Annotated in this window: 27 protein-coding genes; 14 read left to right on the top strand and 13 right to left on the bottom strand. The window is 35.5% G+C overall.

What is annotated here, in order from left to right; translation table 11 throughout:
* Window positions 1–41: 41 nt before the first annotated feature.
* Together porZ and gdhA are read right to left on the bottom strand one after the other, a co-directional pair.
* Complete coding sequence (gene porZ, locus ACNQGX_RS05945; RefSeq protein ID WP_417974932.1) at window positions 42–2,330, bottom strand: type IX secretion system anionic LPS delivery protein PorZ; 2,289 nt, start codon at window positions 2,328–2,330, stop codon at window positions 42–44.
* A gap of 132 nt (window positions 2,331–2,462) precedes the next feature.
* Window positions 2,463–3,806, bottom strand: coding sequence for an NADP-specific glutamate dehydrogenase (gdhA, locus tag ACNQGX_RS05940; RefSeq protein WP_417974930.1), 1,344 nt, complete (start codon window positions 3,804–3,806; stop codon window positions 2,463–2,465).
* 277 nt (window positions 3,807–4,083) lie between these two features.
* Here gdhA and ACNQGX_RS05935 point away from each other — a divergent pair, with 277 nt between their 5' ends.
* Entirely contained in the window at window positions 4,084–4,887 is an 804-nt protein-coding gene (locus tag ACNQGX_RS05935) for a THC0290_0291 family protein (RefSeq protein ID WP_417974928.1), read from the top strand.
* Between the two features lie 73 nt (window positions 4,888–4,960).
* On the opposite strand, the gene ACNQGX_RS05930 is transcribed toward ACNQGX_RS05935, so the two are convergent.
* Window positions 4,961–6,106 carry a cystathionine gamma-synthase gene (locus ACNQGX_RS05930; RefSeq protein ID WP_131914737.1) on the bottom strand — a complete coding sequence of 382 codons (1,146 nt, stop codon included), beginning with the start codon at window positions 6,104–6,106 and terminating at the stop codon, window positions 4,961–4,963.
* A 102-nt stretch (window positions 6,107–6,208) separates the two neighbouring features.
* Here ACNQGX_RS05930 and ACNQGX_RS05925 point away from each other — a divergent pair, with 102 nt between their 5' ends.
* Window positions 6,209–6,952 carry a DUF3298 and DUF4163 domain-containing protein gene (locus tag ACNQGX_RS05925; protein ID WP_417974925.1) on the top strand — a complete coding sequence of 248 codons (744 nt, stop codon included), beginning with the start codon at window positions 6,209–6,211 and terminating at the stop codon, window positions 6,950–6,952.
* A gap of 145 nt (window positions 6,953–7,097) precedes the next feature.
* Here the strand turns inward: ACNQGX_RS05925 and ACNQGX_RS05920 are convergent, their stop codons facing one another.
* Together ACNQGX_RS05920 and ACNQGX_RS05915 are read right to left on the bottom strand one after the other, a co-directional pair.
* Entirely contained in the window at window positions 7,098–7,553 is a 456-nt protein-coding gene (locus ACNQGX_RS05920) for a DinB family protein (RefSeq protein ID WP_417974923.1), read from the bottom strand.
* Window positions 7,554–7,589: 36 nt separating this feature from the next.
* On the bottom strand, window positions 7,590–8,045 hold the full coding sequence (locus ACNQGX_RS05915; RefSeq protein WP_417974921.1) for a DinB family protein: 456 nt from the start codon (window positions 8,043–8,045) through the stop codon (window positions 7,590–7,592).
* Between the two features lie 76 nt (window positions 8,046–8,121).
* Between ACNQGX_RS05915 and ACNQGX_RS05910 the strand changes: the two genes are divergently transcribed.
* From ACNQGX_RS05910 to nadD, 5 genes are all read left to right on the top strand, one after another.
* Window positions 8,122–8,478 carry an arsenate reductase family protein gene (locus ACNQGX_RS05910; protein ID WP_131914733.1) on the top strand — a complete coding sequence of 119 codons (357 nt, stop codon included), beginning with the start codon at window positions 8,122–8,124 and terminating at the stop codon, window positions 8,476–8,478.
* Complete coding sequence (locus tag ACNQGX_RS05905; protein WP_417974919.1) at window positions 8,471–9,349, top strand: DMT family transporter; 879 nt, start codon at window positions 8,471–8,473, stop codon at window positions 9,347–9,349. The genes ACNQGX_RS05910 and ACNQGX_RS05905 overlap by 8 nt, the downstream gene beginning before the upstream one ends.
* Window positions 9,350–9,570: 221 nt before the next feature.
* Window positions 9,571–10,431 (top strand): YicC/YloC family endoribonuclease, encoded by an 861-nt coding sequence (locus ACNQGX_RS05900; protein WP_131914731.1) that lies wholly within the window; start codon window positions 9,571–9,573, stop codon window positions 10,429–10,431.
* A gap of 81 nt (window positions 10,432–10,512) precedes the next feature.
* Window positions 10,513–11,085, top strand: a complete 573-nt coding sequence (gene gmk / locus ACNQGX_RS05895) for a guanylate kinase (RefSeq protein WP_417974917.1) — start codon at window positions 10,513–10,515, stop codon at window positions 11,083–11,085.
* A gap of 98 nt (window positions 11,086–11,183) precedes the next feature.
* A complete protein-coding gene (nadD, locus tag ACNQGX_RS05890; protein ID WP_417974915.1) occupies window positions 11,184–11,765 on the top strand; it encodes a nicotinate (nicotinamide) nucleotide adenylyltransferase in 582 nt (193 codons plus the stop codon).
* Here the strand turns inward: nadD and ACNQGX_RS05885 are convergent, their stop codons facing one another.
* Complete coding sequence (locus ACNQGX_RS05885) at window positions 11,766–12,662, bottom strand: LysR family transcriptional regulator (protein ID WP_417974913.1); 897 nt, start codon at window positions 12,660–12,662, stop codon at window positions 11,766–11,768. It lies immediately after the preceding gene.
* A gap of 86 nt (window positions 12,663–12,748) precedes the next feature.
* On the opposite strand from ACNQGX_RS05885, the gene ACNQGX_RS05880 reads away from it, so the two are divergent.
* The 5 genes from ACNQGX_RS05880 to ACNQGX_RS05860 all read left to right on the top strand — a co-directional run bounded on the left by ACNQGX_RS05880 (window position 12,749) and on the right by ACNQGX_RS05860 (window position 16,556).
* Window positions 12,749–13,513: a type 1 glutamine amidotransferase domain-containing protein gene (locus ACNQGX_RS05880; protein WP_417974911.1), complete on the top strand. Its 765-nt coding sequence runs from the start codon at window positions 12,749–12,751 to the stop codon at window positions 13,511–13,513.
* A 4-nt stretch (window positions 13,514–13,517) separates the two neighbouring features.
* Window positions 13,518–14,681: an iron-containing alcohol dehydrogenase gene (locus ACNQGX_RS05875; RefSeq protein WP_417974909.1), complete on the top strand. Its 1,164-nt coding sequence runs from the start codon at window positions 13,518–13,520 to the stop codon at window positions 14,679–14,681.
* Window positions 14,682–14,986: 305 nt separating this feature from the next.
* A complete protein-coding gene (locus ACNQGX_RS05870) occupies window positions 14,987–15,982 on the top strand; it encodes an NAD(P)H-dependent glycerol-3-phosphate dehydrogenase (RefSeq protein WP_417974907.1) in 996 nt (331 codons plus the stop codon).
* A gap of 100 nt (window positions 15,983–16,082) precedes the next feature.
* The gene (locus ACNQGX_RS05865; protein ID WP_417974905.1) at window positions 16,083–16,298 is read left to right on the top strand and encodes a hypothetical protein; all 216 of its coding nucleotides are present in this window, start codon (window positions 16,083–16,085) and stop codon (window positions 16,296–16,298) included.
* A gap of 9 nt (window positions 16,299–16,307) precedes the next feature.
* Entirely contained in the window at window positions 16,308–16,556 is a 249-nt protein-coding gene (locus ACNQGX_RS05860; protein ID WP_417974903.1) for a hypothetical protein, read from the top strand.
* Here ACNQGX_RS05860 and ACNQGX_RS05855 read toward each other — a convergent pair.
* The 3 genes from ACNQGX_RS05855 to ACNQGX_RS05845 form a co-directional block, all read right to left on the bottom strand.
* Window positions 16,527–16,934, bottom strand: coding sequence for a hypothetical protein (locus tag ACNQGX_RS05855; RefSeq protein WP_417974901.1), 408 nt, complete (start codon window positions 16,932–16,934; stop codon window positions 16,527–16,529). The two genes, ACNQGX_RS05860 and ACNQGX_RS05855, sit on opposite strands and share 30 nt — an antisense overlap.
* 67 nt (window positions 16,935–17,001) lie before the next feature.
* Window positions 17,002–18,021, bottom strand: a complete 1,020-nt coding sequence (gene pheS, locus ACNQGX_RS05850) for a phenylalanine--tRNA ligase subunit alpha (RefSeq protein ID WP_417974899.1) — start codon at window positions 18,019–18,021, stop codon at window positions 17,002–17,004.
* A 146-nt stretch (window positions 18,022–18,167) separates the two neighbouring features.
* The gene (locus ACNQGX_RS05845) at window positions 18,168–18,524 is read right to left on the bottom strand and encodes a hypothetical protein (protein ID WP_417974897.1); all 357 of its coding nucleotides are present in this window, start codon (window positions 18,522–18,524) and stop codon (window positions 18,168–18,170) included.
* Window positions 18,525–18,668: 144 nt separating this feature from the next.
* On the opposite strand from ACNQGX_RS05845, the gene ACNQGX_RS05840 reads away from it, so the two are divergent.
* Both ACNQGX_RS05840 and ACNQGX_RS05835 read left to right on the top strand, forming a co-directional pair.
* Complete coding sequence (locus ACNQGX_RS05840) at window positions 18,669–19,172, top strand: CvpA family protein (protein ID WP_417974895.1); 504 nt, start codon at window positions 18,669–18,671, stop codon at window positions 19,170–19,172.
* A 66-nt stretch (window positions 19,173–19,238) separates the two neighbouring features.
* Entirely contained in the window at window positions 19,239–19,553 is a 315-nt protein-coding gene (locus ACNQGX_RS05835) for a hypothetical protein (RefSeq protein ID WP_417974893.1), read from the top strand.
* A 51-nt stretch (window positions 19,554–19,604) separates the two neighbouring features.
* Here the strand turns inward: ACNQGX_RS05835 and ACNQGX_RS05830 are convergent, their stop codons facing one another.
* The 4 genes from ACNQGX_RS05830 to ACNQGX_RS05815 form a co-directional block, all read right to left on the bottom strand.
* Window positions 19,605–20,348: a tetratricopeptide repeat protein gene (locus tag ACNQGX_RS05830; RefSeq protein ID WP_417974891.1), complete on the bottom strand. Its 744-nt coding sequence runs from the start codon at window positions 20,346–20,348 to the stop codon at window positions 19,605–19,607.
* Window positions 20,349–20,434: 86 nt separating this feature from the next.
* Window positions 20,435–22,189, bottom strand: coding sequence for a BatD family protein (locus tag ACNQGX_RS05825; RefSeq protein WP_417974889.1), 1,755 nt, complete (start codon window positions 22,187–22,189; stop codon window positions 20,435–20,437).
* A 20-nt stretch (window positions 22,190–22,209) separates the two neighbouring features.
* Window positions 22,210–22,950, bottom strand: coding sequence for a tetratricopeptide repeat protein (locus ACNQGX_RS05820; protein ID WP_417974887.1), 741 nt, complete (start codon window positions 22,948–22,950; stop codon window positions 22,210–22,212).
* 78 nt (window positions 22,951–23,028) lie between these two features.
* A complete protein-coding gene (locus ACNQGX_RS05815; protein WP_417974885.1) occupies window positions 23,029–24,066 on the bottom strand; it encodes a VWA domain-containing protein in 1,038 nt (345 codons plus the stop codon).
* Window positions 24,067–24,199: the final 133 nt, after the last annotated feature.

The raw sequence follows: 24,199 nt of genomic DNA, 5'->3' as shown, positions 1-24,199 counted from the left end.
ATGAGTTAAGAGTTCAAAAACTTATAACGGATAACTTTTTTTTAACGAATTATCATCACTTTTTTAACTTTCGTTTCCACTCCGTCTTGTGCCGAAATAAAAATCATATACACGCCCGAAGCTACTTTGTATTTTCCAAAAGCGGTGGTATCCCATTCTATTGTTCCGCCTTCAGAAGTAGTTTCATAAACCAGATTCCCTTCAATATCGGTGATTTTAATGTTCGCTTTATCCAATAATCCCGCAATTTTAACGGTTCCTTGGTATTCCGGCCGCACCGGATTTGGATACACGAAAGCGTTACTTAAATCATCATTTGGCGCAGTAGCAGTTCCTTTGAAAGAAATTAAACCTTTGGCAGTAGCTATAAAAACTTCGCCTGTAGCGCTATTGATATCAATGTCATTTATAACATTGCTGGGCAACGGTGAATTATTTATCGTAAAGTGATACTTGGTTTCCTGACCATTTGGCGAGACAAGAAACAAACCCGAATCGGCGGTGCCAATCCATTTATTATTTGCTCCGTCAACAACAATATCAGTAATAAATTGTTCGTATAATAATTCTTGCGCCAGATTATCGTCTAAAATAATTATGGGGTTCGTTGTCATCTGGTCTTCTGTTTGAAAACTGCCTACATTCGGCAAAACCCGCAATCCTTTTGTGGTCCCTATCCAAAGTTGGTTTCTACTATCTACCGCAACTACGTTTACATTTGAAATAGGCAAATTCCCAGTATCTGGTCCAGTTGTTATTTTTTTGAAGACATTGTTACTTTCATTAAAACCAATAACCCCATCTTCACTGGTAGAAAGCCATTTAGTTCCATTTTTATCAATGGCTATTGTTCCAAAATTATTATCAATAGCCGAATCCAGAATATTGTCCATAGCATAACTTTGCCATTGACCATTAGATTTGAACACTTTCAATCCGTTTTTTATTCGGCTGATGGTAACCCAAAGATTTCCTGATTTGTCAAATGCCGTTCCGTTAACCCTTATATCTATATAATTAGGACCCACAAAGGTCAAAGACTCAAGACCACTATTGGTTTGATTGTACAAAATTGCAGGGGTATCCTCTTCAATTTTTAGCAAACCCGAAAAAAAAGAACTCGCATATACTTCGTTTTCATTGCTGGGATTAACTGTAATTCTGGTCATCGATTGCGCCCCTAAAACTTCTTCATAAGGGATATTCAACCATCCTGTTGCACTAAATTTACTTATACCGTAACTGTCTAACGGATACGGATTATAATCTGCTGAATAATCTCCGTAAACCGTCCAAAGTGAACTTGTCGTGGCGTCAAGCGCAAATATATTGTTCCGAGAAGGACCAATAGGCGTTATATTTTCGAAAGTTACTCCCGAAGAAAGTGAAGCGGTAATCAATCCATTTTCTTTTGTTCCGATAAAAACAGCATCACCAATTATTGTGGCACACGTAAAACTTGGATTACTGTCCGTGATTTGATTTGTACTTATTTGGCGCACCAAAGCCATCTGATTGTTGTAAATATAAATACTGTTCAAAGTAGCCACTATTACATAATCCGCTGTTGCTCTCATGTCCAATGAAGGCTGAGAAAGTTGGATAAATCCTGTAAAGGAATTGGAAACCGAATTAAATTTATGAATGTATCCCGCAGCATTAATGGCATACAAATCCGTTCCAAAAGTCACAATGCTTGACCAATTTCCAGTTGCAATTGTTTCCCATTGATTGTAATCGATTAAGTTTTTATTGGAAATGATAGCTCTTCGCATGCCGTTATTTGTGGCTGCATAAATAAATCCATTAAAAAGTGCTGTTTGGTTCACAATGATTTCGGCTCCATTATCGCCAATAAAATAAGTGTCCCCAAATTGCATGGTGGCCAGATTAAATTGAACGATTCCAAAATCACAGGAAACATATGCAACGCCTTCAAATTCCATGAAGTGATTGATTTTTTTTATATTTGGAGGAAGTTGTTTATTGATAATATCGACTACCTTCAGCATGCTTCCATCGGTTTCATTAATCACTATTATCAGTCCGTTTTCGTATCCTACAATTGTTTTATTGAATGTTGCACTGTGATATACTGATGAAATAGTTTGTCCGGAAAGCCCGTCAATGGTATTCGTTGTTTTAATTACGTTTGTCGATACGTTTTTTGAAAACAGAGCATTTTCGGAAGCAGCAAAAACAGCCGTTGCAGATTCTGAGACATCTTTAATTTCATTGTAAGAGAAATAGCCTTGCCACGACAAGTTACTTTGGGCAAAACCCATTTGGATAAAAAGTAAAAGCAAAAAATATAAAACGCTCTTTTTCATTATTTGCATCAATATTGGTTTACAAATATAGAACAAACGAAAGTCTTAGCATTTTGTTACGCAAAAAAAAGCCTTTCATCCGATCCCGAAGCTCAGGATAGTGAAAGGCTTTTTAAATTACAATAATCTGATTTATACCACTCCTTGAGCAAGCATAGCATCAGCTACTTTTACAAATCCGGCAATGTTTGCACCTTTTACATAGTTTACATATCCTTCTTCGTCAGTACCGTATTTTTTACATTGATTGTGTATTCCAACCATGATTTCTTTTAATCTGGAGTCCACTTCTTCACTCGTCCAGTTTAAACGAATAGAGTTTTGCGTCATCTCTAATCCTGAAGCTGCAACACCACCTGCATTTGCTGCTTTACCAGGAGCAAAAAGCACTTTAGCTTTCAAGAACAGTTTCATAGCTTCTAAAGTACATGGCATATTCGCCGCTTCTGTTACACAAATAACTCCATTTGCAATTAAGTGTTTAGCATCTTCCTCGTTCAACTCATTTTGAGTAGCACAAGGTATCGCAACATCAACTTTTACTTCCCATACGCTTTTTCCTTTGTGGAAAACTGCATTTGGATATTTTTCTAAATAAGCTTCGGCTTTATTATCTCCTCTTGCTCTCATTTCAAGCATAAAGTCGATTTTATCTCCAGAGATTCCTTCTTCATCATAAATATAACCATCAGGACCAGAAATAGTAACTACTTTTCCTCCAAGATCATTTACTTTTAAAGCTACTCCCCAAGCAACGTTACCAAATCCAGAAATAGATACTCTTTTTCCTTTGATGTTTTGACCAATAGTATTCAGCATTTGTTCTGCAAAATAAACTACTCCGTAACCTGTTGCTTCCGGTCTGATTAAAGAACCACCATAAGCCAATCCTTTTCCGGTTAAAACTCCGGTAAATTCGTTTTTGATTCTCTTGTATTGACCAAATAAATATCCGATCTCTCTGGCTCCAACTCCGATATCCCCAGCAGGAACGTCTAATTGTGGCCCGATGTGTCTGCACAATTCAGTCATGAAAGACTGACAAAAACGCATCACTTCCCCATCAGATTTTCCTTGTGGATCAAAATCAGATCCTCCTTTTCCTCCACCCATTGGCAAAGTAGTCAAACTGTTTTTGAATACTTGTTCAAAAGCTAGAAATTTAAGCACTGATAAATTTACCGTATGATGAAAACGAATTCCACCTTTGTAAGGTCCAATTGCTGAATTCATTTGAATTCTAAAACCCCTATTTACCTGAATCTCTCCTTTATCGTCTACCCAAGGGACACGAAATATAATAGAACGCTCCGGCTCCGCTATTCTGAGAAGCAAATTTTTTCCGTCGTATTTTTTTTGCTCTGCAATAAATGGAATTACAGTCTCTGCAAATTCCCTAACAGCTTGAATAAATTCAGGTTCATTTGGATTTTTGGCCTCAACTTGAGCCATAAAATCATTTATTTTTAGTAACATAGATTATAAATAATTAATTAAGAAAACGATTTCGTTATAATCCACAAAGATACATTTTATAAAAATATTCAGACTCTGTTTTTTTCGATTTCTAAATAGAATTATCTTTTTATTAAGCATTTTCAAACAATTGTGTTTATGATATACTCATTTAAACCAAATAACTGGGACTTTCGTAAGTAAATAAGAATTTGTCTGCTTATTTTTAATTTTATTTTTATATTAGGTATGCATGATGTTTTTATATATTTGTCAAGATTAGAAAAATTAACACCTAATGATCAAACAAACAATCCTCTTTTTATTAATCTGTTATGGATTTTCCCCTGATGCAAACGCGCAATTCGGTGGATTTTCTCATGAAATAGGGGTGATAGCAGGGCCAGTTGCCTTTCAATCCGACTATGGGGAGCGTTATGATTTTGATACTAACTCCGGAAATACAGGTTTAGGAATCGGGATTATTCACTATCTCAACTTTTCTTACAAAGCGGAATGTAACTGTTTCACGCCTGAAACTTATTTTAACGACCATTTTAAATTAAGGTCGGAACTCTCTTATAACAAAACCAACTTAGAACATTTTGGACAATGGGTTGAAGGCAAACCTTCGCGAGGAAAGGAGCAATTGAAAGCAATGACTGGGAGTACGGCTGTAACTAATATCGGTATGCAACTTGAATATTTCCCTTGGAGCATTCGTGACTTTACTGCCAGAACAGGAAGTTTTGGCCCCTTTATCAGTCTTGGTGGACAATTCAGCTATTATAATGCTGAAGCTTCGTCAACATTAGGCCCATTAGGAACTCCCTTAACTACATTTCCTAAGTATTTAACCCCAACTGACGGACGTCCTTATGGTTTTTCTACCGAAAGCGGAACCGTTTGGTCTGTAATATCCAGTGTGGGAGCTCGCTATAAATTAAGCCCATTACAAGATTTAATGGTTGATTTAAGATTTCAATATTATTTTTCCAATTGGGTAGATGGACTAAATCCTAATCCTGCGCTTTACAAGGAAAACAGAGCAAACGATTGGTTGGTCTGGTTCAACGTGGGTTACATTTATTACTTGCAATAGCACTTAAACAACCATTTATAAAAAACAAAACCCCAATTCTGAAATTTAGAATTGGGGTTTTGTTTTTATTAATTTATGCTAACGCTTGTTTCAAATCTTCTATCAAATCCTCAGCATCTTCTATACCTACACTTAATCGAACAAGATCATCTGTAATCCCAACTTCCTTTCGTTTGTCCTCCGGAATGGAGGCATGCGTCATCAAAGCCGGATGATTCGCTAGTGATTCCACTCCGCCTAAAGATTCAGCAAGTGTAAAAACGTTTAATTTTTCCAGAAAATCAATCGCATCTTCTTTTTTGCCCGAAACAAAAGTAAAAGACACCATTCCTCCAAAACCACTCATTTGCTTTTTAGCAATTTCATGATACGGATGGCTTGGTAATCCAGGATAATATACTGTTTTAACTTTTGGATGGTTATTCAGAAACTCCACCACTTTTCCTCCATTTTCACAATGTCTTTCCACGCGCAAATGCAAGGTTTTAATTCCTCTTAATACCAAGAAACTATCCATTGGTCCCAATGTTGCTCCAGTCGCAAATTGTTGAAAATGCAATTGTTCTCCCAGTGCTTCATCTTTTACAATCAAAGCGCCGGCAATAACATCAGAATGGCCTCCCAAATACTTAGTCGCCGAATGCATCACGATATCAGCTCCCAAGTCTAATGGTTTTTGCAAATAAGGCGTTGCAAAAGTATTATCAACTGCAAAAAGGATTTTCTTTTCCTTAGTTATTTTTGCAATTTCTTGAATATCGGCCAATTTCATCAAAGGATTCGTTGGTGTTTCTACCCAAACCAGTTTAGTGTTTTCGTTGATTAATGACTTGAATTTCTCTAGGTCATTCATATCCACAAAATGGAATTTTATTCCGGAATTTTTATATATACGGGTAAACATTCTATACGTTCCACCATACAAATCATCCATGGAAATGATTTCGTCACCAGCTTTAAAAGAACGTAAAACACAATCTGTGGCTGCTAATCCTGACGAAAAAGCCAATCCTCGTGTTCCATTTTCAATACTTGCCAATGCGTTTTCCAAAGCGCTTCTGGTAGGATTTGCAGCTCTACTGTACTCATAATCCGGATTTATAGGCTGTCCAGGGCTAGTTTGTACAAATGTTGACGTTTGATATACTGGCGGCATAACTGCTCCCGTACTTGGATCATGATGCTGACCTCCGTGAATAACCTTCGTATTGAATTTCATATCTTTTAATTTTAAAATGCTAAATAACTTCACAAATTTACCCTTTAATTTATTTTAACCAAGCAACAAGAGGTACCTTTGTATTTAATTAACAATTTTGAGATGAAACACTTTATAATTTATACTTTATTCCTTTTTTTAATAACAGGTTGTTCGAACGAATTGGCTTTTAAAGACCAATCTTTTCAGAAAAAAACAACTTTACCCTGCAAAGAAAATTGCCCTGAGATAACTGTAAAAATCCCTCTTGCAAAAAACGACCCTATTGTAGCGGACAGCATCAATAAAAAAGTGTTTTCAGTATTGAAAGAGATTATTTATTTTGGCGAAAAACCATATACATCAACAGACTACAATGGATTGTTAGCCTCATTTATTGATTCCTATGAGAAACTCCAAAAAGATTTTCCGAATGACACCTTTGGCTGGGAAGCTGAAATTAAAGGAAGTGTAAAATACCAGTCCGAAAGTGTTTTGAATATAGAAATCAACCATTATACCTACACCGGTGGCGCTCACGGATATCAAGGATTGCGTTCACTGCTTTTTGACCCCACTACCGGAAAATCCATTTCGAATAAGGAATTATTCAATGACAAGGATGCTTTTATGGCTTTCGCCGAAAAGAAATTCCGAGCCAAATATAAAATTCCGACAAACAAATCAATCAATGCAACCGGATTGATGTTTGAAGACGAGAAATTCAATCTTCCCCAAAATATTTTTTACACCGATAAAGGATTGCTGCTTTATTACAATTCGTATGAAGCGGCATCGTATGCTGATGGACCTAAAGAATTATTATTATCTTATAAGGAAGTGAATGATTATTTGGCGGTTAAATAACAAAATGGTCTTCAAAAAATCAAAAATTATTTTTAATACCATTTAGTTTATTTTTAGGGATTACCTTGCCCCGATAGAAGCGGATATCCTTTTCCTTTTTTCTTTAAAAAAGGAAAAGATACGAGCGAATAGCGGGAAAAAGCTCCTAAATAAATTTTCGGATACTCATCATCATTCCGGCGTGAAGCGCTTCGTGATAGACATTAAAAGCCATCGCATCTTCTGCAGTTTTCATTGTAAAACCGGTCATCGTAGTAAATTCCTGAAAATTATTGAACACTTTGTTTTCTAAATCCGCTTTGGTTTGATCGATGGTTTCAAAAAGAAATGACTGAATTTCATCTACATCAGCCTGCGTTGCGTCTTGTTCCGGCTTGGTTCCTCTTTTATATTTTTCTACCATTTCATCTGGAATCATCATAGGCAAACCTGACAATTTGTAAACCAACATTTGTTGAACCACCACAATATGCCCAATATTCCAAATCAGATTATTGTTATAGCCTTCCGGAATTGTGTTGAGTTGCTCTAATGTATATCCTTGTAAAAACTTTGACAAGGTATTTCTACTGTTTTCGGTAACGCAGAATGTTTGATTCATTTTTCTATTTTTTGATAAAACAATTATTTTTTTGACTTAAATAAACTTTCTAATACTCATAATCACTCCCGTATGTAGTGCCTCATGATAGTTATTAAAAGATAAAGCATCTTCAATATTTTTAATAGTTAAGCCTATTGAAGTGGTATATTCCTGATAATTTTTAAAAATTTCATTATTAAAATCAGCTTCGGTTTGATTGATGGTTTCAAAAAGTAACGACCGAATTTCTCCCACCTCAGTCTGAGTAACATCTTGAACCGGCTTGGTTCCTCCTTTGTATTTATCGAACAACTCGTCTGATATAATCATAGGCACACCCGAAAATTTATAAACCAACCTTTGTTGTGTAACCACAATGTGAGCGATATTCCAAATCAAATTATTATTAAATCCCGGAGCCATTTTATTCAATTGTTCCAAAGTATAATTTTCCAGAAATTGTGACAACACTTTTCTGCTCGCTTTGGCAATATCGAATGTTTGATGCATTTTTTTATTTTTTTGATAAAAATAATCATTTTCCGTATCAAATGATTTTTCTTTGCACAAAGAAATCGCTATTTACATGGACAAAATATACTATCTCGCTTCTTGCGATACCTGCAGAAAAATCATAAAATCATTACCGAAAGATCATAACTTGAAGTTTCACGACATCAAACAAGACCCAATTACTGTAGCAGAATTGGAACAAATGCGTGAACTTTCCGGAAGTTACGAAGCGCTTTTCAGCAAAAAAGCACAGTTGTACAAATCGATGGATTTAAAGAATAAATCGTTGACCGAAGACGATTACAAGAAATACATTTTAGAGCATTACACGTTTTTGAGTCGTCCTGTTTTTATTATCAAAGACAAGATTTACATTGGCAACACACAACAAAACATGCATCAAGTAATGCTTGCTTTTGCAAATGTCTAAAAGAAATCTCGCACTTATTGGCGCCACCATTGTTTCGTTGATTTACGGCGTTACGTTTACCATTGCCAAAGATGTCATGCCATTGTACATTGACGCCTATGGCTTTATCTTGTTGCGCGCCGGCGGTTCGATGATTTTGTTTTGGTTGGTTTGGCTTTTTATGCCAAAAGAGAAAATTGCGTTCAATGATTTTCCTCGAATTATTGCGGCGGCTTTCTTCGGCGTGGCGTTTAATATGCTTACATTTTTCAAAGGATTAAGCCTCACTTCTCCCATTAGTGCTGCGGTGATTATGGTTTCGACACCAATGATTGTTTTGACACTTTCGGCATTGATTATGAAGGAACGCATGCAAAAACGAATGGTTTTTGGGATTATCCTTGGTTTGATAGGAACTGCTTTTCTTATTCTGTACGGAAAATCCATCGGCAGTGCCACAAACGCCGGTTTGGGAAATTTTCTGGTTTTGGTCAACGCCATTTCCTATGGTTTTTATCTGATAATCGTCAAGAAATTAATGGACAAATACAATGCGTTTACGTTTGTAAAATGGATTTATTTATTTGGTTTTATTATGGTTTTGCCTTTTGGCTGGAGCCAATTTCAAGCTGTGAACTGGGCTTTGGTTCCAATGGATATTTGCTGGAAAATAGGGTTTGTGGTGGTTTTTTCGACTTTCCTGACCTATTTGCTGAATTTGCTTTCGATGAAAGAATTAAAACCAACCACGGTTGCCGTTTTTATTTATTTACAACCGCTATTCGCAACTATTTTTGCGATAAGCTTGGGGAAAGACGAATTGAGTTTGGTGAAAATTGTTTCAGCCATTTTAATATTTGTCGGCGTTTATTTGGTGACGCAGAAGAAGTAAAAAGCAGTGTTCAGTCTCGACGCTTCGGGATTAGTGTTCAGTGTCCAAATCGAAGATTATAGTCTTTTATATTATTCATTGCGCTTATTATATGAATGCAAAAATTAAAATCTGATTACTAAAAACATTTACTTAAACCGAGTCACGGAATACTAATCCCGAAGCGCCGAGACTGAACACTGCAAACTTTTAATTATCTTTGACCTCTTTTAGAAAATTATATGATACAATCAATGACGGGTTTTGGTAAAGCGACTTTGCAATTACCAACCAAAAAAATCACGGTAGAAGTAAAATCCTTAAACAGTAAAGGTTTGGATTTGAATGTAAGAATGCCTTCACTTTACCGCGAAATGGAATTGGGTTTACGCAACCAAATTGCACTAAAACTGGAAAGAGGAAAAGTGGATTTTTCTATTTTTATCGAAAGTACCGCCGAACAAACTTCTACGAAAGTCAATGTGCCGATTGTAAAAGCCTACATCAATCAATTAAGAGAAGTGTATGCTGATGCTGATGAAACGGAACTCATGAAAATGGCTGTTCGCATGCCGGATACCATGAAAATAGAACGCGATGAAATTGATGAAAACGACTGGGTACAAATCCAAACCGTTATCGAAGAGGCTTTGCAAAACATCTTGAACTTCAGAAGAGATGAAGGAATGTCTTTAGAAAAAGAATTCCAATTGCGAATTGGCAACATTCGTCAATACATGACCGAAGCTTTGGCACTTGATCCAGAACGCGTTCAAGCGATAAAAGATCGTTTGCAAACTGCAATCTCAGAACTTAAAGTCAATGTAGACGAAAATCGTTTCGAGCAGGAATTGATTTATTATTTAGAAAAATTAGACATCACCGAAGAAAAAGTACGTTTGACGAATCACTTGGATTATTTCTTGGAAACCATCAACGGAACAGAAGCCAACGGTAGAAAATTAGGTTTCATTACCCAAGAAATGGGACGTGAAATCAACACGATGGGTTCTAAATCCAATCACGCACAAATGCAAAAATTAGTCGTTCAGATGAAAGACGAATTGGAAAAAATCAAGGAACAAGTATTAAACGTATTGTAAAACATATTAGGTAGAGACGCGATTCATCGCGTCTTTATGCATAAAGACAGGAGCATTTTGCGACTAGAATTAAATAACAACATGAGCACAGGAGGAAAATTAATCGTTTTTTCGGCACCATCTGGATCGGGGAAAACTACCATAGTTAGACATTTATTAAGCAAAGAAGATTTGAATCTTGAATTTTCGATTTCGGCAGCTTCACGTGAGCCAAGAGGCGAAGAGGTAAACGGAAAAGATTATTATTTCATGTCTACCGAAGCGTTTAAAAAACACATCAAAAACGAGGACTTTCTGGAATGGGAAGAAGTCTATCGTGATAATTTCTACGGCACCCTAAAAAGTGAAGTGGAACGCATTTGGGCCAAAGGAAAAAATGTGATTTTTGATATTGATGTATCTGGCGGATTGCGTATCAAGCATAAATTCCCTGAAGAAACTTTAGCTGTTTTCGTGAAACCACCAAGCGTGGATGAACTAAAAAGAAGATTAAAGGAACGCTCTACCGAAAGTGATGACAAAATCAATATGCGTATCGCTAAAGCATCGGTAGAATTGGCAACAGCACCACAATTTGATGTTATTATAAAAAACTACGATTTAGATATTGCTTTGGAAGAAGCGTATCAATTGGTAAAGAATTTTGTGAAATAAAAAAGCTAGGCGTTAAAAGTTAGAGGTTAAGCGTTAGAACTTCCCGCCTCATAACCTCTAACTTTTAACGCCTAACTTTTAACCTCTAACTTTCAAACATGAAAATAGGTCTGTATTTCGGAACGTTTAATCCCATACATGTTGGGCATCTCATCATTGCCAATCACATGGCGGAGCATGCCGATTTAGATCAAGTTTGGATGGTGGTAACGCCACACAATCCTTTGAAGAAAAAAAGCACGTTGCTCGATGATTATCATCGGTTACAAATGGTACATCTTGCCTCTGAAGATTTTCCAAAAATAAAACCATCGGATATTGAGTTTAAATTGTCACAACCCAATTATACCGTGAATACTTTAGTTCACTTACAGGAAAAATATCCAAATTACGAGTTCTCCTTAATCATGGGCGAAGACAATCTCAGGTCGTTACACAAATGGAAAAACTACGAAGCTATTCTTGAAAATCATGAGATTTATGTGTATCCTCGAATTTCAACCGAAGCAGAAAATGCAACTTTCAAAAACCATCCAAAAATCCACATGATTGATGCACCTGTTGTAGAAATATCATCGACATTTATTCGGGACAATATCAAAAAAGGGAAAAATGTGCAGCCTTTGTTACCAACAAAAGTCTGGGAATATATTGACCATAATAACTTTTATAAAAAGTAATTATCCCAAAACTCTTTTCAATTCCAGTTGAATATTCTCAAAAACAGCACTCAGATTTTCATTTTTACCTGATAATAAAAATACTTCTGTACTAGGCATTTGCTTGCTGTTCCACAACAATTGGATTTTTTTTTCTTGCATTAAACATTTCGCATTGCAATCCCAAACGACAGCGATTCCAGTATTTTTCGAAATTATTTCCAGCATTTCATATTCAGACGGAATGATATAATTGGGAATCATCGAAGGTCTTTTTTTGTTAAAAACATGCAGCCAGAACAATTTAATATGTGGAATCTGCGCATTGTGGCTGAACCATTTTTGGTCGTTTAACCAATGTTCAATTGCAGAGAAATCCTTTATTTTGATATTGAATTTTAATTCGGAAGCATCGATAGTGTTGGAGCCAACAATCACTTGTTTAATTTCCCCGACCTTCTTCTGAATGGTGTCAAACGTGTCATATTTTTTGGTGACAACCGCAAAATCTAATTTTTTAGAATTGACCAATTCAAAAAGTGCATCGTCGTGATGAAAACTAAAATCGATAAATTCAAATTTTGAAACCAAGGCACTTCCCAAACTGCTCATCAAATGCTTTGAGATTCCAATTGAAATTAATCGATTCGCATTGAACGCTTTGGCACGAAAACCATTCTCCACATTTTCCAATCGGTCTAACGCCTCGATGATTAAATTATTGAGTAACTTAGCGTATTCCGTTGGTTCTACGCCTTTAGACTTTCGATTGAAAAGTTTATAACCTACATGTGCTTCCAACATTGATATTTGCTGACTAACAGCAGGTTGACTGATAAACAATTCTTTGGCAGCCAAAGAAAAATTACCGTTTTTATAAACAGATTTAAACGTTCGGTACCATTCGAGATTGACCATGATATAAATATATTTATCACAAACATAATTTAAATTATTTTTACTAATAGCATATTCGTCCTAAATTTGTATAAACAAAATTAGAAATGAAGAAAATCGCATTATTTGCCCTTATAGCATTAACCGTAAGTTGCATTAGAGCAACTGCACAAAATAAAAAAAGTATGAAAAAGGTATTATTTGTTGTTACCAGTCACAATAAATTAGGTAACACGGGAGAAAAAACAGGATTCTGGACAGAAGAATTTGCCGCACCTTATTACGAATTATTAGACAAAGGAGTTGCCATTGATGTTGCTACTCCGCTAGGTGGACAACCGCCTATTGATCCAAAAAGTGAAGATCCATCAGCTGCAACTGAAGATACTAAAAGATTTGATGCTGATACTGAGTTATTGGCAAAACTGAAAAACACGAAAAAATTAGCGGATGTAAAAGAGTCTGATTATGATGCGGTTTTCTATCCGGGAGGTCACGGTCCGTTATGGGATTTGACAACTGATAAAAATTCAATTGCCTTAATCGAGGCATTTTATACAAACAATAAACCCGTTGCTTTTGTTTGTCATGCACCTGCAGTTCTTAAAAGCGTAAAAGCAAATGGAGAATTTTTAGTAAAAGGCAAAAAAGTAACCGGATTTTCTAATACCGAAGAAGCCGCTGTGGGTTTGACTGACGTAGTTCCATTTTTATTGGAAGATGCTTTACAGGCCAATGGCGCGACGTATTCAAAGGCTGCAGACTGGCATCCTTATGCCGTTGAAGATGGATTATTGATTACGGGTCAAAACCCGGCTTCGTCCAAACTAGTTGCTGAAAAATTATTAAATCAATTGAATTCAAAAAAATAAAAACATGTTAAACTTCGAATTATACAATCCTACTAATTTAATTTTTGGAAAAGGACAAATTGAAAAACTTTCCACTTTGGTGTCACAAGGAGCAAAAATCCTTCTGGCGTATGGCGGTGGAAGTATTTTTAAAAATGGAATCCATGAACAAGTTATCAATACTCTAAAAGGTTTTGAAATCGTGGAATTTGGAGGAATTGAACCAAATCCACATTTTGAAACATTGATGAAAGCAGTTTCAGTTATCAAAGAACAAAAAATAGATTTTATACTTGCCGTAGGTGGTGGTTCGGTAATTGATGGGGTAAAATTCATTTCGGCTGCCGTTAACTTTGATGGAAATCCAATGGATATTCTTCAAAAGAGATTATTGATTAAAGATTTGTCTAAAGTGATTCCTTTTGGAACTGTTCTAACGCTTCCGGCTACTGGAAGCGAGATGAATTCCGGCGCCGTAGTTACTATTGAGTCTACGCAAGAAAAATTAGCTTTTGGTGGTTCTGCTTTGTTTCCAAAATTTTCGATTTGCGATCCAACCGTAATTGAATCTTTGCCAAAAAGACAATTGCAAAACGGAGTTGTTGATGCGTACACCCATGTTTTGGAACAGTATTTAACCTATCCGCATGAAGGATATCTTCAAGACCGAATCGCAGAGAGTATTTTGCAAACTTTGATTCAAGTAGGTCCTGAAGTGGTTGAAAAACCTACTGATTATGCTTTGGCTTCTAACTTTATGTGGAGTTGCACCATGGCTTTGAATGGATTAATCCAAAAAGGAGTTCCTTCGGATTGGGCGACGCACATGATTGGTCATGAATTAACGGCTTTGTACGGAATCGATCACGCCAGAACGTTGGCGGTTGTGGGTCCAAATTTATACCGAGTGATGTTTGAAACTAAAAAGGGAAAATTGGCACAATACGGAAAACGTATTTTCAATTTAACTGGAACTGAGGACGAAATCGCAAACGAAGCCATCAACAAAACAGTTGAATTTTTCCATACTATGGGAATGGAAACTAAATTATCCGATTACACTAAAGAGTTTGATAAAACGGCTGATTTTATTGTAAATCGTTTTGAAGAAAGAGGTTGGTTAGGGTTGGGAGAAAAACAAAATATCACTTTAGAAAAGGTGAAATCTATTGTTGAAATGAGTTATTAATTCAAATGCTGATTGAAGCAGTTTAAATAAAAAGGCGTTCTCATTTTATATGGGAACGCCTTTTAAAATTCTAAACTATAACTAACTAATTCAATTCGCATTATTTTGTTAAATTGTTAAACAATAAACAACAAGAACGAAATGCCAGTATCTATATTGTGTTAAAAAACAAAAAAAATTAAAATTATTTTTTACCCGTTATAATTGCCGTATTTCCAAAACGTTTAAAAACAAACGTTCTTGTTCTAATTTAATTTGTATCATCAGTACTTTTTTAAGTACTTTTGATTAAATTCAATAAAAAAATGGCTGAAAATATAAAATTCGCAGTAATAGGTGGTGGAAGTTGGGCGACAGCGATAGCAAAAATGTTATGTGTAAATCTTACCGAAATTTCATGGTATATGCGTAATGAAGCTGCTATTGAACACATTAAAACGTACAAACACAATCCAAACTATTTGAGTTCTGTAGAATTCGACATCAATAAACTAAAACTGACCAGCGATATCAATGAAGCTGTAGCGTATGCAGATTACATCATTTTTGCTATTCCCTCTGCTTTTTTAGATGGTGAGTTAGAAAAATTAACGGTTTCTTTGAAAGATAAAATCATTTTTTCAGCGATTAAAGGAATTGTTCCGGAAACGAGTTTAATTGTGGGAGAACATTTCCATGTGAAATATGATATTCCTTATTACAACATCGGTGTAATTACTGGTCCTTGTCATGCAGAAGAGGTAGCAATGGAACGTCTTTCTTACCTTACCATTGCGTGTGGCGATCCCGATAAAGCTAAAGTTGTTGCTAAAAATTTATCTGGAAATTATATCAAGACAAAAATTACAGATGACATCATAGGAACGGAATATGCAGCCATGCTAAAAAATATTTATGCGATTGCAGCGGGAATTGCTCATGGTTTGGGTTATGGTGATAATTTCCAATCGGTGTTGATGAGTAATGGGATTCGAGAGATGAAAAAATTCATCAAGAAAGTCCATAAAATGAAACGTAACATCAATGATTCCGCTTATTTAGGTGATTTATTGGTTACCGGTTATTCGGTATTTTCCAGAAACAGAATGTTCGGAAATATGATTGGCAAAGGCTATACGGTTAAATCAGCAATGATGGAAATGAGTATGGTTGCCGAAGGGTATTATGCCGTAAAAAGCGCCTATAAACTCAATCAGGCTTACGGTGCCAAAACGCCAATTATAGATGCCGTTTACAGTATTTTATACGAAGGACAGGAAGCTAAAGCCGTGTTTAAGAAACTTACCGATAAACTGGATTAACACTTTTTTTGTCATTTCGACGCAGGAGAAATCCCATCAAGTGATTCAGATTATGAGATTTCTCTTGTGTCGAAATTGACAAGATTATAACTATATTCTTATGAGCGAAAGATGGAAATACCAGATAAAAACTGGTGGGATTTGGGGTGTATTTATGACGGTTTTCAATGTATTATTCGACATTAAAGAAATCCCTTTTTCAGAACAGGTTGCTACACCTAATTTTTATATTCGCGCGGTTGCTTACATCATTGTAGGTATATTTGTTTTAGGTTATTTTACCTGGAAATCCAAAGTTAAACAACAAAGCCGCTAAATCATTTTTATGAGTGAAAGATGGAAATTCCAGATTAAAAATGGTGTGATTTGGGGATTGATTATCTCCTCTTGCATAGCCGTTTTTGACGTATTCGAAATGTCTTTTGAAGATGCTTTTTTGTCCAAAGAAAAGCTACTCCGAACGCTTTATTTTATTTTGGCTGGAATATTTATAGTTGGTTATTCGAATTGGAAGAAAAAAGTCAAACGCGAGTATAGTACTGAATTATCTCACGATAACCCCGTCAACAAATAGAATAGGCACTTCTTCAACGAAATCCTCATGGATGGAATGTGCTTTAAAAATGAACTTTTTATCGTATAATTTGTCTCCAATAAAAAACGTTAGCATGAACTCATTGTTGAGCACCAAAACACTTTTTTCTATCATTTCAATTTTGACCACTGAAACCGGTGGCACTTCTACAAAAGCGTGACGCAAAAGTGATGTTTTTTTCATTTCACCGTCAATAGTTCCAAAAGCTTTAGAAACTACCATAACACTTTCGATTAAGTAATCGCTATCATTTACTAAATAAGCATACCACACTTTTTCCATGAAATCGTCACTCCATTCTTGAACTACAGCAAGAAATACGTTTTCTACTTCGGGGATGATGATGTCTTTTTTCAACTTTTAAACTATTTGTTAAATCTAACCCTTTCAGAGTTCAAAACTCTGAAAGGGTTGCTATGTTTATTTATATACTTGATTTGAATTGCTCCAAGAAACGAACGTCATTTTCGTAGAACATACGGATATCGCCGATTTGGTACAACAACATGGCGATTCTTTCGATTCCCATCCCGAATGCAAAACCGTTGTATTCATCAGGGTTGATGCCACAGTTTTTCAAAACGTTTGGATCTACCATTCCGCAACCCATGATTTCTAACCAACCAGTTCCTTTGGTGATTCTATAATCGGTTTCTGTTTTAAGACCCCAATAAATATCAACCTCAGCACTTGGCTCGGTAAACGGAAAATAAGACGGACGCAAACGGATTTTTGATTTTCCGAACATCTCTTTTGTGAAATATAAAAGCGTTTGTTTTAAGTCGGCAAAAGAAACGTCTTTGTCAATATACAAGCCTTCCACTTGGTGGAAAATACAGTGTGAACGCGATGAAACGGCTTCGTTACGGAATACTCTTCCCGGAGAAATCGTACGAATTGGCGGTTTATTTTCCTCCATGTAACGCACTTGTACTGATGATGTGTGCGTACGCAACAAAATATCAGGATTCGTTTGAATGAAAAACGTGTCTTGCATGTCACGTGCCGGATGGTATTCCGGTAAGTTTAATGCGGTGAAATTATGCCAGTCATCTTCGATTTCCGGACCTTCAGAAACGTTGAAACCAATGTTTGAAAAGATGTCTATAATTTGGTTTTTTACCAATGAAATAGGGTGACGAGAGCCAATAGTTATTGGTTCAGCCGAACGCGTCAAATCACCATAAAAGCCTTTGATTTCTTCTTTACTTTCTAAAGCTTCCTGTATGGTTTTTACTTTGTCTTCGGCAGACGTTTTAAGCAAATTGATTACTTGTCCAAATTCCTTTTTTTGGTCGTTTGGAACGTTTTTGAATTCAGCGAAAAGGTCTTTTAAAAGTCCTTTGCTTCCAAGAAATTTAATTCGGAATGTCTCTAATTCAGCTACGTTTTGCGTTGAAAAAGCTTGTGCTTCGCCAATATATTCTTTTATCTTATCTATCATTTTCATTCAATAATTGAGAGTGCAAATTTAGTAAAAAGTTGGAAGTTAGAAGTTAGAAGTTAGAAGTATTTCTAAACTTCTATAGCAATATCAACTTTAAATCAATCCCGATAGCTATCGGGGCGTTAATCTGTAATCTAAAATCATCAATCAATAAGTTCTCTTTCCAGGAAATAATTCACAATAGCTTCCTTCATCAAAACCGTCTGTTCTCCAGCTTTTAGCGGTGGCAATTCCTCTTTTACCTTGTAATGTGGCCATCCTTCTTCATCAAAAAATTCGAATTCATAGAAACCATACGGTTCTAATAACCTGCAAATCGCGATGTGCATCAGGTTTAGTTTTTCGTCTTTTTTGTATTCACTATGCACTTTCCCGAGTTCTTGTACGCCAATTAGATAAATAATAGCGTCGAGATCTAAATCCTCCCCTTGAGAAAATTGATTGGAAAGTATATCTACAAGCTGTTCCCAGCGTTCTTTAAGTTGTGTGTCTCTTGACATTTTTATGAGTTATGAGTTATGAGTCATGAGTTATTAATTCATCTGTCATAAAATTATTTCGGTAAAGATAAGAACTTGAAAATTGGCAATTGATAACGAACTATTCTTTTATATTTGCACTTTTATTTTTCTTAATTAAGTGTCATGGGATTTTTGGATATTATTTTGGGTGTATTGCTTTCTTTTGCTTTGTATAAAGGCATTAGAAATGGTCTTTTTGTAGAATTAGCTTCTTTGGTTTCGCTGTTGGCCGGAATTTATTTTGCCATAAAATTTTCGTCATTTATCAAAGAAATCTTAGCCGGATTTGTCAAATGGAATCCCAACACAATCCAAGTAATTGCTTTTGTACTCACATTCATACTGGTAGTAATTGGAATATCACTTTTGGGTAAATTTCTAACCGGAATCGCTGATTTTGCCTTTTTAGGATGGCTGAACAAGTTAGGCGGCGGTTTCTTCAGGGTGCTGAAAACAATTTTGATAATAGGAATTGTTTTCAAGGTTTTCGAAAAAATAAACTATCATAATTTTATAGCCAAAAAAGAAACGTTAGACAATTCTCTTTTTTATAATCCAATCCAAAAAACGGCAGGATTCATGTATCCTTCGATAGAAAACTGGTATGACGGTTTGAAGAAGAAGTAATCAGGTTGCAGTGTTCAGTTGCAGTTTGCAGTAGTTGAAAAGAAGAAATTAAATTTAAGAAATATTATGCCAAAAAATTTAAAGTGGACATTGCGATTTGGAATGTTAACACCAATTCTAATTTTGATTGCTATTTTTCTAGCTGGAGGAGGACATGGTTATTTTGAACCCATTTTCATTCTTTTCCCATTTTCTTGTATCTCTATTATATTTTTTAATGAGATCAATCTCTTGTTTATTTTTATAGCTTTGATTCAATATCCTATTTATGGATTACTTTTAGACAAAATGAAAGTTAAGAATATCGCATTCTTTATTATTCTTGCACATTTATTTTTAGCGATAACTACTTATGTCCTTAGACCTATAAATTTCAGTTAAAAAGAATACAAATCAATTTATAGGCTGATAAAAAACTGACACTAAAAACTATTATTTCACTTCCTTAATTGCGCTGCTTTCAATCCAGCCTTCGGTTCCATCAGTCAGTTGTACTTTTTTCCATTTTCCGATGATTTCCTCCACATAGACTTTAGTTCCTTCGTGCAGCACAAATATTGGCTGACCGCCATTTCTGGGTTCGCTCTTTACATTGGCCATTTCAGCAAAAACAATAGCCGGTTTTTCAGTGTCAAAATGACTTTTTTCAAAAATTGTAGACGAAACACTGATTAGAATTAGAAAAAAAAGCACAAACATTCCAAAAAAGAAAATTCTTTTTGAAAGTGTTATTTGTGAAAAATAATATCCAATAAAAAACAATAGAAAAGTTATTGCCAGTCCAACAGAAATCCACGCCCACGTATTGTAATGATAGATTCCCGTAAAATCCCGAATCAGCTTTCCAAAACCTACTTTTGGAATTACTTTAATTTCATCGATAGTCCGTTTTTGAGCGAATTTCAAGTTGTTAATCGCATCGATATTATTTGGGTTTAAAACCAATGCTTTTTCATAATTGTAAATAGAAGGCGCCACTTTATTCAACTTATAATACGCATTTCCTAGATTAAAATACAATTCAGAAGAATGTTTGCTTTCTGTCAAAACACTTTCATACGCTTGAACTGCCTGATCGAATTCCCCATTTTTATACAATTCATTTCCTTTTTCGAAACCACTTTGGGCAAAGAAAACTTGGGTTGTCAATAGTAATATATAAAGTATGTTTTTCATTTTAATGTTATAAGTTATCGATTGACTATTCTCGAAAATCAAAGTGAGATTGCTTCGTTCCTCGCAATGACATCGGCGGTTCAAAATTATATCTGTTTTTCTAAGTCTGAAATAATCGCTACCGCTTTATCAAAATCCTTTTGTATCGTAACACTTGATGATGGCGCATATCGTGCGATTTCACAGTTCTCCGTAAGTGCAATAAAATCATTCACCGCTTCAGGATTCGCATTTCTTGACAACAACAATTCTTGAATATTATCCTTACTCATTTCTGAAGTCTCAATATGCAACTTGGCTTTCAAGAAATTATGCATCGCTTTCTCCAGCGCAATGTAAAACAGTTCTTTGTTGTTGATTTGTTTCTTGGCTTCCGATAAATATTTCTTTGCCAATCTATTATTCATTCGAATTCTGTTTCCGGTAATATCACCATCAATAGCTTCTTTTTTCTTTTTGAATAATACGATTAAAGGCAACATTAAAAATGGAAAAAAGAACAATCCGTAAAACAAATTAGACCCAAAGAAATCTTTCTTATTCATCGTCAAAAGATTGCTTTCTAACTTTATGAATTTGAATTGCTCTACTTTGTCAATTTCACTCTTGTTTGCATCAGCACCAGAAGCTACTGTCGCATCAGTAGGCGAAGGACCATCGAGAACATTAATCATGATCTCTGGTGAACTTAGCGTTTTATACGTTCTGGAACCCAAATCAAAATAGGTAAATTTTAATGGTTTTATCGGGTAATTTCCTTTGTACTGCGGAACGATGGTATAGCTGTCTGAAATCTTTCCGGCCATTCCAGAAACGGGCGTATTGACCTGTTCGCTATGAACTGCTTCATACATTTCCAGCGCATTGGGTGCTATCGGTTTTGGCAAGCTAAATAATTTCAGATTCCCTTTTCCGGTTACACTTACTACCAAGTCCAGGCTTTCTCCGTTTTTTAAATTGGTTTTTGTTGGTGTTACTTTAAAGTCAAAATTTCCAACAGCACCCGAGAAGTCTTCCGGTTTTCCAGCCTCAGGAAGTGGCTTAACATTTATGGTTTTAGCTCCTGCAGAAACTCTCTTACTGCCTTCGGTGACAACCATTCGACCAAACATATCCCTGCGATTCGACGGTAATTCAACATCAATGTCTAATGACAACGGCTCAATGACCAGCTTTCCTGATTTTTGAGGATACAAAACTATTTTTTTAAGCACAATAAAACGGTATTTCTCCCCTTTAAACATGCCTTCTTCTGCAACAAACCGTTTTATATCAATGTTCTGACTCCAGAAATCATTGTATTTTGGCTTACTAACTTCGTTAGAATTTGTGATTCCGATATTATAGCTGAAATACAGCTTATAAACCACCGTAATAGGCTCGTTTACATAAGGATTTGTTTTAGAAATATCAGCAACAAGATAAATATTATCATCCGCTGAAACACTTGTATCATTTGGATCCCTTGGCTGTTCCGTTGCAGCGGTAACATTTATTTTTATGGGTGTCGTTTTATAAATTTGCCCGTTGTATTCTATAGCGGCTTGCTTGATAACCAATGTCCCTTTTTTATTTGGCAAAAGAAAATAAGAATATATTTTCTCAAAAGAACTTCTTCCGTTTACCCAAGACTGACTGACTTGCTGGCTTGGTCCGGCAATAATTCTAAATCCTTCAAAAGAGGGTTGGACAAAATTATCCCCATCTACATTCATCATAAAATCGATGCGAAGTCTCTCGTTTATACCAAGCGTAGCTTTACTCACTCTAGCCTCAAATTGCACTTGAGCGCTAAGTAAATTGCACACCATTAAAACAATTACTGCTATAAATTTTTTCATTTTTAAATTGTCTAATTGAACTACCAATCTTTCTCCGTCTTAACTGGTTTTCCTTGTACTTTTTTGGCGTTTACTTTATCCTGTACTTTCTTTTCTTCTTTATTCACTGCATTCAATAGATTTTCTAAACGCTCTTTAGAAATTCCTCCAGGAGCCGGTTTTGGCTCTCCATCTTCATTAGGTTTAGGATCTTTTTTTTGTTTGTCCTTATCTCCCTTATCGTCTTTCTTGTCTTTATCCTTATTGTCTTTTTTATCTTTTTCTCCGTCTTTCTTATCGTCCTTTTTGTCTTTATCGCTCTTTTTATCGTCTTTTTTGTTATCATCCTTTGGAGGATTTTCTTTCAGCATTTTTTTTGCCAAAGCATAATTATAACGCGTTTCCTCATCTGTTGGGTCGTTTCTCAAGGCGTTTTTGTAGGCCTCAACTGCTTGCGTATAATCCTTTTCATTCATAAAAACATTTCCCAAATTATGAAAAGCCCTGTGTTTCTGAGGTCTTGCTTTTGAATTTTTCAATGCTTTAGCATACGCAAATTTCGCTTCCGAAGATTGTTTTTGCTTATAAATAGTATTTCCAAGATTGAAAGGTGCAGTCGCTTTATTTGGAAATTTTGAATCCGAAATTCTATAATTAGCTTCGGCATCTACAAATTTATTTTCAGCATATTCCTCGTTCGCTTTAGGCAATATTCTATCTTTCTGTTGCGCGTTTGCAACAAAAGAAAAAAGCAATAACAGATATAAAATTATGTTTTTCATTGTATTTTTTAATGTAAGTGTCAAAGCATACCGACTATTTTTGTTCCAATAATGGAGCGCAACCCTATACTTTACTCTTTATACTTTTTTATTCTCGTTAAATAAATTCAATTTGTTTACCCAACTTGTTTTTCTTTCCAAAAGGAAAATATCCAGAAATAAGAAAACAAAAGCAAAACCTAAAAACCATTGAAATTGCGATTGAAAATCAGCCATTTCTGTCGCTTCAAATTCTGTTTTTTGAATATTATTCAATGCATTCTTAACATATTCAAGTACTTCTTTAGTGTTATTTCCGTTTACATAACCGCCTTTTGTTGCTTTAGCAATCGCAGTCAGGCTTTCTGGAACCAATTTCGTTATAACTACTTCATTGTTATTATCTCTTTTGAAACCTTCGACAATTCCATTTCTTTTCAATGGAATCGTACCTCCTTTTTCAGTTCCAACACCAATTGTAATGATTTTAATACCAAGTTTATTCGCCTCTTCCGCTGCTTCTTCTGCACCTTCGTTATGGTCTTCACCATCAGAAATCATAATCAACAACTTACTCGTTTTTTTATCATCAAAATACGTTGACGATAATTTGATTGCTTCGTTGAATGATGTTCCTACGGAAGAAACCATATCTGTATTCATGCTTTGCAGAAACATTTTTGCAACGCTATAATCCGTAGTAATGGGCAATACCGGGAAAGCGCTTCCGGCATACGCCACAATTCCTATTCTGTCGCTTCCCAATTGATTGATAATTTGCGAAACAATTTGCTTGCTTTTATCCAGACGGTTTGGCGCTACATCTTCGGCAAGCATACTTTTGGATACGTCTACTGCAAAAACAATATCAATTCCTTCTCTTTTTACGGTTTCCATTTTGGTACCAATTTTTGGATTTACCAATCCAAGAATTAATCCGGTCAATGCCAAAAGCAATACTCCTAATTTCAAAATTGGTTTAAAAACAGAACTTTCCGGGCTCAGTCTTTTTACCATTTCTAAATCCCCAAACTCACGTTGTTTTTTTCTTTTCCAATATAAATTGGCCAGAAAAACCAACACCAAAAGTGGCAGTATAAAAAGGAGGTATAAATATTTTTTTTCGTCTAATTCCATTTCTAATTTTAGATTTCTGAATTTTGATCTTAGGTTTTTACTCTAAATCTAAATTCTAAACTTGGTGATTTCAATTTCAACATTCCAGTTCCGACTCCCTTCCCTTCGGGGAGTCCCGAGGCTTCGGGAGGGG

The sequence above is a fragment of the Flavobacterium glycogeni genome (assembly GCF_048286775.1).
In the GTDB taxonomy this organism is placed as follows: Bacteria; Bacteroidota; Bacteroidia; order Flavobacteriales; family Flavobacteriaceae; genus Flavobacterium.
Note: the sequence above shows the minus strand (reverse complement) of the source record. Positions and strands in the feature narration are given on the sequence as shown.